This window comes from Bacteroides mucinivorans (assembly GCF_034654355.2).
In the GTDB taxonomy this organism is placed as follows: Bacteria; Bacteroidota; Bacteroidia; order Bacteroidales; family Bacteroidaceae; genus Bacteroides; species Bacteroides nordii.
Genome location: NZ_CP178179.1, coordinates 477,130 through 488,947, shown reverse-complemented (window position 1 = coordinate 488,947; position 11,818 = coordinate 477,130). Strand labels below are relative to the sequence as shown.

Annotated in this window: 5 protein-coding genes; all 5 read right to left on the bottom strand. The window is 42.9% G+C overall.

Features of this window, described 5'->3' with window-relative positions; genetic code table 11:
* Positions 1-120 precede the first annotated feature (120 nt).
* The 5 genes from VCM39_RS01555 to VCM39_RS01535 all read right to left on the bottom strand — a co-directional run bounded on the left by VCM39_RS01555 (position 121) and on the right by VCM39_RS01535 (position 11,812).
* Positions 121-4,206 (bottom strand): two-component regulator propeller domain-containing protein, encoded by a 4,086-nt coding sequence (locus VCM39_RS01555; protein ID WP_322932453.1) that lies wholly within the window; start codon positions 4,204-4,206, stop codon positions 121-123.
* A gap of 52 nt (positions 4,207-4,258) precedes the next feature.
* A complete protein-coding gene (locus VCM39_RS01550; protein ID WP_322932452.1) occupies positions 4,259-7,561 on the bottom strand; it encodes a glycoside hydrolase family 2 TIM barrel-domain containing protein in 3,303 nt (1,100 codons plus the stop codon).
* A 79-nt stretch (positions 7,562-7,640) separates the two neighbouring features.
* Positions 7,641-8,618 carry a DNRLRE domain-containing protein gene (locus tag VCM39_RS01545; RefSeq protein ID WP_322932451.1) on the bottom strand — a complete coding sequence of 326 codons (978 nt, stop codon included), beginning with the start codon at positions 8,616-8,618 and terminating at the stop codon, positions 7,641-7,643.
* 133 nt (positions 8,619-8,751) lie between these two features.
* Positions 8,752-11,199, bottom strand: coding sequence for a polysaccharide lyase 8 family protein (locus VCM39_RS01540; protein ID WP_322932450.1), 2,448 nt, complete (start codon positions 11,197-11,199; stop codon positions 8,752-8,754).
* Positions 11,200-11,212: 13 nt separating this feature from the next.
* Complete coding sequence (locus tag VCM39_RS01535; RefSeq protein WP_289293570.1) at positions 11,213-11,812, bottom strand: fasciclin domain-containing protein; 600 nt, start codon at positions 11,810-11,812, stop codon at positions 11,213-11,215.
* Positions 11,813-11,818: the final 6 nt, after the last annotated feature.

Here is an 11,818-nt window from a genome sequence, read left to right as displayed (position 1 = left end):
TTCGTTATCTGACGCAAAAGTAGAACCAACCCATTTATTCGGATTGCCTTATTCGTTATACCTTTTGTTCGTTTTGCTTTATTGCACTTACAAAAGGAATTATTTCAATTTTACTCCTCTTTATTTCCGATACTTTGCCACAAACGCCGTCGGTGTATCACCAAATTCTTTCTTAAATGCACGGGTAAAGTATGACTGGCTTTCGATACCAATCTGATCCATGGCCTCCCGGATTGTCAAATTCTCCTTTACCAGCAATCGTGCTGCCTTGCGAAGCTTATATCCCAGAATAAATTCTACAATAGACTTGCCACTTATACTTTTAATCTTGGCGTATAGCTTGCTACGACTCATTGACAACTCGGCAGCAATGGAATTCACATCCATATCTGCCTGCTCCAGATTACGTTCCAGAATATCGACAAACTCTTTCATAAAACGACTATCCTCCTGATTGGTGGATAACTCCGAAGCATCAGCAAAATAGTTGCGTGCATAATACTCTTTAAGCTGTTCCTGACGCTTAAAGATATTCTGAATGGAGAGTAACAGCAAATTGAAATCTACCGGTTTTTCAAAATAGAGATCTGCTTCCGCTGAAGCTCCCTCGAGTTTACTCTCAAGACTGGTCTTTGCCGTCAGCAAGACAAACGGGATATGTGATGTAGCCACATCCGTTTTCACTTCCTGACAGAGGGTAATACCATCTTTCTCAGGCATCATGATATCCGAAATAATAAGGTCTACACTGTGTGTTGCCAGATAATCGGAAGCCAGTTTTCCATTCTCCACCTCTATGGTCTCAAATTTCACAGAGAGAAAATCGGCAATCATACGCCGTAAGTCATCATTATCTTCCACCAGTAACAACCGTTTCCTCTCCTCCGTTACAGGAACCTCCGGCTCTTCCAACAATAGCTCGTTTTCAAATGTTACCTTAGGCTCTTCAGAAACAGTAATTTCATCCGATATAACTGTTTCCGTTACATTAAGCCGTTCATCCACCGTGTAAACCCCTCCGTCCAATGGCAGGCAAACCACCATGTCAGTACCTTGTTCCGGTTCACTGTGAATACTCACTGTACCTCGATGCAATAATACGAGGCTACGTACCAATGCCAGGCCAATGCCTGTACCCAGGTGCTTGTCAAAGTTAACCGTATTCACCTTATAAAACCGTTCGAAGACACTACTGATGGACTCCTGTGAAATACCAATACCCGTATCACGCACGGCAATAGCAAAACAGTTTTTAGCCCCTCCTTCTCCATTCACCGTAAATGAATGGGAACGTGCCGGTACGAAAGCCTCTGCACGCGCATAAGTCTCAACAGAAATACGCCCTCCATCCTTTGTATATTTAAAAGCGTTATGAAGCAAGTTCATCAATATCTTTTCGAATATACTCCGATCAATACAAAGTTCTTTTGGTAAATCTGCATCTAAACGGATATCAAACTGAATATTGTGTTGCTGCGCATGGTTACGGAAGTCAGCAGTAATACGCCGTACCTGATCGTTTACATCCGTCGGTTCCACCTGCAGCGGTAATTTCCCGTTTTCAATTGTCCGAAAATCCATTAATTCATTTACCAGATTCAACAAACGCTTGGCATTGCTGCTAAGTATGCCATAGTAATATTCCGGTAACCCCTCTTCACGCAGACGATCCACAGCTCCGATAATAAGAGACAACGGAGTTCGGAAATCATGGGAGATATTAGTAAAGAAGCGCAACTGCGACTGATGAATCTCCTCTTTCTTTTCTTTATCCATATTCTCCAGATAGAGTTGTAGTTTCAGATTCTTACGTTCGGTATAATAACGTAGAATAAAGAATGTAACCACTGCTAACAGTATAACATATAGCAGATAAGCCCATACACTCAGCCAGGGAGCAGGCAGGCGAAGAACATGCACACGTGTAGGCGATTCACTCCACACCCCGTCATTATTGGAAGCCAATACCTCAAAAACATAATTTCCGGCAGGAACTTTGGAATAAGATGCTTTACGGGCATCTGCATCCACTTCTATCCATTTATCATCGTAACCCACCAAACGATAGCGATAGCGGTTCTTACGCGGAATATAATAATTGTCCGATGAAAAAGCAAAACCAAAGTTCGCCTGGTCATACTCCAGTACAATCTCCTCAGGTAGTCCTGAATACTTATCCAAACGATCATTGCGAGCAGGAGGGGTAGCCAAAGCATTATCAAGATAGAATCCGGAGATAATGGCCTGCGGTTTTATATCATTATGATTCGTTTCTTTCGGATTGACAAGACTGAAACCATTAGTCCCGCCAAAACATAATTCTCCCGTCTTACTCCGGAAAGAAGAGAGAGGATAATAAACATTTCCCTGCATCCCGTCTTTCTGATCGAAACGGGCAAAGTGTAGCTCTGCAGTATTAAAACGGAACAGACCGTTATCTGTCCCCATCCAAAGATTATTCTCATCATCGGTACAGATACTGAAAATAGAGAAAGCGCCCAATGTAAGGATTTCATTAAAGCGCTCTGTCTGTCCGGAGCGAGGATTGTAACGTATCAATCCGTACCCAATAGTCCCGATCCAAAGATTATCACTCCCATCTACACAAATGGATTGAGCATTAAGATGGGCAATACCATCAAGTGCAACAGGAACAACGGTGTAATCTTTTGTATTCAGTGCATACAGTTTACTATGCGAAATAATCCAAAGCCGATGACCACTACCTCGACACATATCGAAAATGAATGTATCGCTATCACTCTTATCCGTAAAATGGCAATGCGTGAAGCGTTCATTGGCATATGAATAAAATGAAACGACTAATTTGTCCAGTTGGTAAGCTACCCAAAGGCCGGAATCCGCTTCTGCAACAATCTTTCTAAGGTTATTCGAACGAAGTGTATTTACATCCGTACGATCATAATGAAAATGCCGGAATCTATTTGTGACAGAATTGAAACAATCCAGTCCTCCACGGAAAGTGGCTATCCAAAGATTATGATGCGAATCCATCACAAGCGACTTCACATTATCCGAAGACAAGCCGTTTCCGGTAGTACTCTGGCTGTAATAAGTAAAAGCCCCGGTACGTTTGTTCAGACAATTTAGGCCCGCCCCTTCAGTGGCAATCCACAAGCGATCACCCTCTTCAGCAAAACCACTTACCAGATTATGATTGAGAGACTCTTCCCGTGGCGTATAAGTTTTCACCCATTCTGATTCATTCAGATTCGTATGGCAAATATAACCCGAATAAGTTCCAATCCAGATATTCCGTTGCCTGTCTTCGGAAATAGAACAAACGGAATTGTTGGGCAGGCTGAATGGGTTTAATGCCGAATGCAAGTAGCGGGTATATCTCCGGGTATCAGGATTCAATATATACAATCCCCTTTGAGTAGCAATCCACAGCTCACCATATTTGTCCATACAGAGCATCTTCGTCAATACATTCCCCCCATTCTCAACGTGAAAGAAATCGAACGTTTCATCTATCGTTGCTGTAGGAATATCAACTTTAAAGAGCCCTTCATTCTCAATCAGTACCCACAGTTTGTTCTGGTACTTACAAAGGCTCTGAATGTAACTTCCAGCCGCAAAGCTAAAAAAGAGTGAGAATTTATTCGTATCAGCATCATAGCGAAAGACTTTACCATCGGCAGCCACAAAAAAACTGTTTTCGTCTCTGGCATAAGCAGTCGTTCCTCCAATTCCCTGTCCTTCATACAAGGCCCGTACAGTTGTGTGATGTTCTTCATCGAGCAGGGCAAATTCATCGTTTAAACCAACCCATACCCTATCCCGGTTATCGAGTGCCAGAAAACGGACAAACGTATCCAATAAATTATCAAATGAATCGGATACTTTAACGTAACCGTACAACCCCTTATTCGTTGCAATGAGTAAACGTCCTTCTCCATCCAGCCCGATAGCATTGAACTGCCAGCCCACCGAGGAATCTATCTTCAGAAAGTCCGAATAATAATGCTTATACTCGTATCCGTCAAAACGATAAAGCCCATTATCCATCAGTATCCAGATGAAACCATATCGGTCCTGCAATATCTGCCGCACACCATCATAATAGAAACCGCCTTCGGGAGAAACATTTCTGAATAGATACCCTTCCTTTCCGGCTCCCGGAACAGAAAGCAGGGAAAGCAGAAAAAGACATACCCAAAAAAGTTTTTTATAGTATCGCATAAGTAACCCGTTTTTTAACTGTTCTGTAACAACTTCACCGACAAAAATACAACTATTGCCAGAAATCGAGCACAGAACAGGATTTTATTTCTTGTTCATTTGCCACAGGAATCAGACAGAATTCCGACCGATATTCCTCATTCGCATAAATCGTGGCTGCCTGTGTCGGTCTTGCCCCCCAACTGTCATATCCACCCACTCCTTGGTGACAAACATCCAAACAAACTTCTACATAATCGCGGGGGAAAATATCCGCACTGTGACCCTGCCGAAGCTGATAGGGGGTATCTGCTATTCCTGCATCAAAATCCTCTATACAATTTCTCAAGGCATTAAATTCCAGCAGGTCATGGGCAACTACCATCAGCCCTTTCCGGTTCTTGCCTGTCAAAGAAATCCAACGGGTATCCGTTCGGTGCCCATTCTCCTGAGGACGAACATAAGGAACATACATATCATCTACAGTACTTTTATATAACCCGACCGGAGTTCCCATCTTACGATCTATGTAATTCTCTTCGGGGCCACGTCCCAGATAATTAACCATATTATATTGTACCGGTATACGGAAACGCACTCCGATACGAGGTACTTCAAGCACATTTTTCCGTATCTTGTCCAACTTTGCCTGCGGTGTATAAGTAGCCATCAGTTCTGCCTCTGATTTAACAATAACTCCTTCTTCCACTTCCACAGGAGTAAACCGAACAGAGACTTTCACAATTCCCGTCGGACATACTTCGTAACAAAGAATAAAATGATTACCAACAGGTAGCAAGTAATCTGCTGTCAGAAGGATATTTCCGTTCTCTTTTTCCTCTGTCGTGCAGTTCACCATATTAAATTCCCGGCTGGCCTGTTTCCATACTTGTAGACGTTCCGGAGCTCCGTTTCCATAATCATTGTCATTGGGTGCTCTCCAGAAGTTAGGCTGTAATCCAAAGTTATCTTTGAAATATTCCCGTCCGTTTACGCGATAAGAAGTCACCCTCCCTTCTTTCGTATTCAAAGTGAAATTCACTTTACCGGATACCACAGACACTTCATCTCCCTGTCTTACAATATCCAGTTTCGGAGCCGCCACCGGACAGTATGGTAATTTATCAACTTTCAACGGAAGTTCGAACTGATCATAAGCCACCAGATGACCGGCAGCAACCAAAGGAGTATCCTTCAAAGAAGTAACTTCCAGACAAGCAAAATAGGTATGTCCCGGTTTTAACACCAATTCTTTCACTGGCAAAGTAACAATGGCAGACTCCTGTGGTTGAAGAGATAGTGGCAGTGTTCCTCTTTTTACAACCCCTTCACCATCGAAAATACGATATGCTATCCGATAACCGGATAAATCTGTAAAATAAAAGCGGTTGGTTATCTCAATCTCTCCCTTCGCAAGATCAATCGCTTTAAAGCCCACATCCTGATGGGTATATTTTACCTCTGCCATACATGGATGCGGTTGTTGATCAGGTCCTACCAAACCATTAATTACAAAATTTCCATCCGAAGGCCGATTAACCCCAAAATCACCCCCATAAGCATAAAAAGTTTTCCCGTCTTTACCTGTAGCCAACAGCGCCTGATCTATCCAATCCCAGATATACCCGCCTTGTAAATGGGGGTATTTATAAATAGCCTGCCACTGTCCGTACAAATCACCGGTAGAGTTTCCCATTGCATGAGCATATTCGGAGGGAATCACCGGACGGTCAGCACCAGACTCTCCTATCTCTTCCAACCAGGCTGCAGAAGGATATTGAGGAACATACATATCGGTATTCCACTCCCACAAAGCACGTTCGTAACACACCGGACGATTCATTAACCTTTGTTCCCTCTCTTTCACCCACAGATAAGTCTGATAAAAATTATATCCGTTTCCGGCTTCATTACCCAAAGAGATAATAGTGACAGAAGGATAATTCTTATTACGCTCATACATGTTTTTTGTACGGTACAGATGATTCTCCAGCCACGCAGGATTATTTCCCAGACTGGCCCCTTTTTTTAAATCATAACGCATCCCATGTGACTCGATGTTCGCCTCATCATATACATAAAGCCCATACTCATCGCACATTTCATAAAAACGCCGGTCCTGAGGGTAGTGACTAAGGCGAACGGAATTAATATTATTCTCTTTCATTAACCGGAAATTATTCCGCATCTTTTCAGGAGTCACGTAATGTCCATATACAGGATCTGTTTCGTGGATGTTCACTCCCTTGAGTTTAATCGGTTGCCCGTTTACAAAAAATAATGGTTGCCGTTTACCCCCGATTACATAATCGCTCTCCTTTATTTCAAAACGGCGAAAGCCAACCCGGAAAGGAATGATTTCTTCTAATTTCCCATTCTTTTCCACTGTAATCAGCAATTTGTACAAATGGGGGGCTTCAGATGTCCATGTCAACACATGAGATAGTTCCCGTTCAAAAGCCACGGTTTCCTGCCCGGCTGCTCCTACCTTTAAAACACTTGCTCCGGTCGCCACTTTTCTACCATCAGCGGCAAGTAACTCAAAGCCAACTCGAGTATCAACAGCTATCAGTCCGGTATTCTTCACATCTACCGACAAACGAAAAATACCGTTTTTATACGTATCGTCCAGCGTCGATATTACCCGGAAATCCTGAACCGCTGTTTGTGGCTGCGACCACAGGAATATGTCCCGTTCGATGCCACTGATCCGGAAAAAATCCTGGCACTCCAGATAAGAACCGGTACTCCAACGGTACATCTTCAGAGTCAACAGGTTCTTTCCTGGTTTCAGGTAAGAATTAATCAGAAACTCCGCAGGATTTTTAGAATCTTCATTATAGCCTACCTCTTTTCCATTCAGATAAACATATACACCGGACTTTGCTCCGGCTATGTGTAGATAGATGTTTCTTCCCTGCCAGGCATCAGGAACAGTAATTTCACGGCAATATACTCCTACCGGTACCCGTTCGGGCAATTGTGGTGGATGGGGATTTTGAGGTGCAAACTCGTAGCATTGATTGACATAAATAGCAGTACCAAACCCTTGCGCTTCCCAGTTTCCGGGTACATGTATATCATCCCATCCGCTTAAATCAACAAACTGGCTGGTGGCATCGGCAGGAAGTTCTGTTTCATCATCAGCATAGCGGAACTTCCAGGTTCCATTCAGCAAATAATAATAAGGACTACATTCATATACTCCGGTCAATGCATCTGTACGATTGCCATAAGACATAAAAGTCGTTCTCGGTTCTTCCCTGTTGACCGCCATCACATTCATATCCCTCCAATAAGGAAGTGATTCACCAACTACTTCTACAGAAACAGCAAAAGCCAGCAAGACAGTTACGGATAAGATTTTCTTTATCATAAAAAGCTTTGATTCTATTTGCAAAAAAGCCATAGCCCCCGATGTTACGAGGTTACTATGGCTTCTTTCCTGATTTACCTTATTTTACTATTACCTTTGTACTATTGATTTGTTTGCCATTGGCGTTTACGCGCAGGATATACATACCGGCCTGTTCAAAAGCAATAGTTGCTTCAGTACCGGTCAATGCCACAGACTTCACACATTTGCCTACTACATCATAAGCCTCTACAGTTACATTACCAGTATTTTCTTCCGGCAAAGCAGTCTGTAAAGTAATAACTTCATTTACACCTGCCAAAGAGGGAATGGCAGTGATCTTTCCGGCTTTTCCGCCATCGATATTCTGAATACCTGTTGCATTAGAAGTATACTCTATTGTAAGTGTCGGGCACCTTTCTTCATTTTGAGTGCCAGCTTCACGGGTCGAAATTTCCATCAGGTTCTTCCAGGTAGCAGACACAATATCCTGATACAAATGAAGTGAAATAACAGAACGTCCGGCAGTATGCTGTTTCTTAATATAATCAGTCATATCCAGATATAAACATCTCGTTTCGTCAAAATTATCATTTCCGTTCCACTTCATATATTCGCCCGGACATTCGGCTATATAATCCCCTTCATAAGGACGGTTAGAGTAACACAAAGTCCCTTCCTCCCAGTTATTATCGGGCACATCGGAGAGTATCAGGTTTACTTCGCTTGCCGCTTCCTGAGCATCATGAATATACAAACGCAATTGTGCTTTGCTGATAACAGCATCTGCCGGCAGATTTATAATATCTGTAATATCAAACTTCATATAGACCATACGGTCGGCATTATCACCTTCACCTCCACCGTTCATCACGTGCATGGAAATGGACTGGTTCGATTGCACTACATCCATGTAATCTTTACCACGGACAAAGCCGTCAGCGATAGGAATCAGTTTCTTAATCTGGGTCCCCCCCTCTTCGGCATAAGCTGTTCCTGTCAACGACATCATTCCCAAACCGAGGATACATACTACCTTACTTAAAGAAGACTTCACTGTGATTTTTTTTGTACTCATAAGATTCATAATCGAATAAAATTTAAAGCGTTAATAAAAAGGTTTATTTGAACGTTCACAGTGCAAAAGTAGGTCCTACACCCCTCTGAAGCTTGTCTGATTCGTCTTTTATTTTGCCTGATTCGCTTTTTAACTACTTCACGAGCACCTTAATACTATTGACCGGATTTTTCCCTTGTGCCCGACCAATATACAATCCTGATTTATCGAACGAAACGGAGGCTTTTCCACCATTCATTTCACAACTTGTAACGCAGGTTCCTGCCAATGTATAAAAGTCAATCCTGCCAATATCTTCTGATGACAATTTACCCTCTTCCCAAACAACAGATACCGGTTCGTTTACTGCTGCCGGGTTGGGGTATACCGAAAGTCCGACGGCAGAAACCGTACCTACCGGTTGTAATCCGGTAGGAGAGTTTGTATCTACAGTATATACTTTCGACTGCCCGGCATAGATACCCGTACCGGTAAAATCACATTCTATACTCTTTGTCTGCAGAGACACGGAGGGAATATGTACCTCTACATTTATCTTTGATTGTGTCTGTGCCGGATCGGCAATATGAAACTGCACGGAAGGTTTTTCAATGTCTTTAAATAACAGGGCGCATCCCTTATTTACTTTGACACTAAGTTCACCGTGAGTGAAAGTTGCACCTTGATAGAATATAAACTCCCAAACACCTAACTTCTTATTTCTAACTACTTGCATTGAATCGGTGTTTGCCAGAATCTCGATATTATCCATCGGATAAGCGGCCATTTCTGCAGCAGATGACTTGTTCGGAACAACAATATAAGCATACGTATCATCTTTCGGCGACTGCCCGTGATTGAACCCAAGTGTAAACACGTTTTTCTTCATCACCGTCTTCGAAGCAGTTGTATTGATATCATACCAGCTACCAGAACGGTTCTGATTCAACAAGAAAACATTTCCTCCATCAGGGAAGACATAGCCTATATTGTTATGCCATACCCAATTCAAATTATTGTCGTAGGCATATTCTCCCATGGCAACTTCGGCCACCTGTCCGTTGGCAGAGACAGTTGCCTTACCTCCTACCAAAGTACATTGGTTGATAGTCGTATTCACGGGAACCGTTGCTGTAGAAGTTATTCCTGCACCAAGACAAACCACTTCGTCATCAAAAAAGAACCATGCCTTACGGGCAGCAGTATTAATGTTTTTGTATTTATCCTCATAAGAATAGGCCGTTGCGCCATAGATACTATCCGACACTCCTCCGGCAAACTTGGAGGTCCCTCTTGTTTGCCAGTCACTGACTGCTTGAGGGATGGTCTTCATCTGAGGAGCAGTAACTCCGGGAATCCGTGCCCAATCCCACATAGCAAAAATACCGGCATACTCATTACCTTTAATCACCATATTCGTACAGCCATCGGACATGAAATAAGTCTTTAAGTTTTCACCGTTACCATATTCGCAACGCATGGTACGGGTAGAAACCGTACGGACATCAAATGTATATCCGGGACGAACGTGTAAAGTATAATCTCCACGAAAATAATGGGTATGCAACGGTTTCACTCCATAATCCGCTGATTTACGGCCTCCAAGACGTTCGATAATCGCAGCATATTCTTCGGCATGTTCCGAGTCAAGTATCATCATACGTTCAGCATAAAGAGAAGTACTTCCTTTACTTGTTCCGCTGGGACGACTTACACCACGACCTAAAACATCAAACAGCATATAAGCACCACGAATTGTCTGATAATACGTTTCGCGCATGAATTTGCTCAATAGCTGCAACCGGGCTTCGGACAAGGCATACTGTGTACCTCGCGTATACATAGCTACCTGAGTAACCCCTTTCAATATTTCATCGCCGTATCCACCGATATAAAGTTGAGCCCCATGCTGGAAGTAGCAGTTATCATGCTGGAAACCTTCACCCGTGGTATACTGTACAGGATTATAGACATAATTAATAGCATTACGGAGTAATGTTACATCTGCCGTGAGGCAGGCCCTGTAAATCCAATGCAAAGCAATATCTGTCCGGTTGGCCCCTGTCCAGTCTGCCGGATTACCACCATCGGTTTTCATACGCTGTAAAGTACGATTCTCCAAATCAGCGGGAATCTGTTGTTTACCGATACGCATCTGGATAAGTAGCACACCGATACGCTGCGGTTCGGCAATCTGGTTATACCACCAATTATCACAATACGGATTACGCTGATACCAATAGTTTAGCGCAGCCACAATCTTCTCATACAAAGCCTCACTCTCGTAATATTTATTACCTGGATTAGTATAGGCAAAGACAAAGTCGTACACACGGTCAATATGGGTCAGTGGTTCCCAGTCGGTACGGTCTTCTTTGCTATAATCAATATCGGTAAACGAACCATTGGTTGCGTTGTACTTACTCAATGCGTCGTCAATGGAAGGACTCTTGGCAAACTCTGCCCGGACCTTCTCCATCATAGTTTCAAACTCATTAGCCTCTACAGAGAGGGGCAAAATAAAACGCGTATTTGCAACGCCCGGCAGGAAGCCGGACATTGCAAATACGAATACAGTTAATAAACGAAAGGCTGTTTTCATACAATTATATATTTCATTCTGGTACTATATATTCGGGGAAATCACCCACTACATGTATCACTCCATTAGTTGGCCGAAGATTGGAGGTAACCACATTGGTCACTTTACCCGACCCGGTGACATTATTAATAATCACCTGATATTGGTCGGACACATCACTGGCTTGCGGACGCAAGCTGAGAAACATCCGCGTTTTTGGATTCAAAATCTCTACTTCCAACGGAGTAGTAGAAAGATCGAGAGCGTGGTAACATCCCTTGATTATGTATGTATCAAGCATCTCACGAATCTGTGTTACCGACATCGCATCCAGTCCGGTAAAACGTTTGCTGGAAAGATAAGCGCTCAATGCATCGTCGTTCAGTACGATATACGTACGGTCGTTTGTTTCAAAAGCCTCCCGATAGCCGGCTTTTTCGATCGCTTTATAAAGCAGAAACATATCCATATTTCGCCGGGTTTCAATAAACTCGTAAGCAGTGATGTCCATCGTCAGCTGTACAGGGCTGTAATTGTATTCGGCATCTCTTTGCAGTTCAAGTCCGAACAGGTTACAGGAGGACAATAGAACAACCAGTATCCCCATCATTAGTATAGAATATAGCTTTTTCATTTTGAT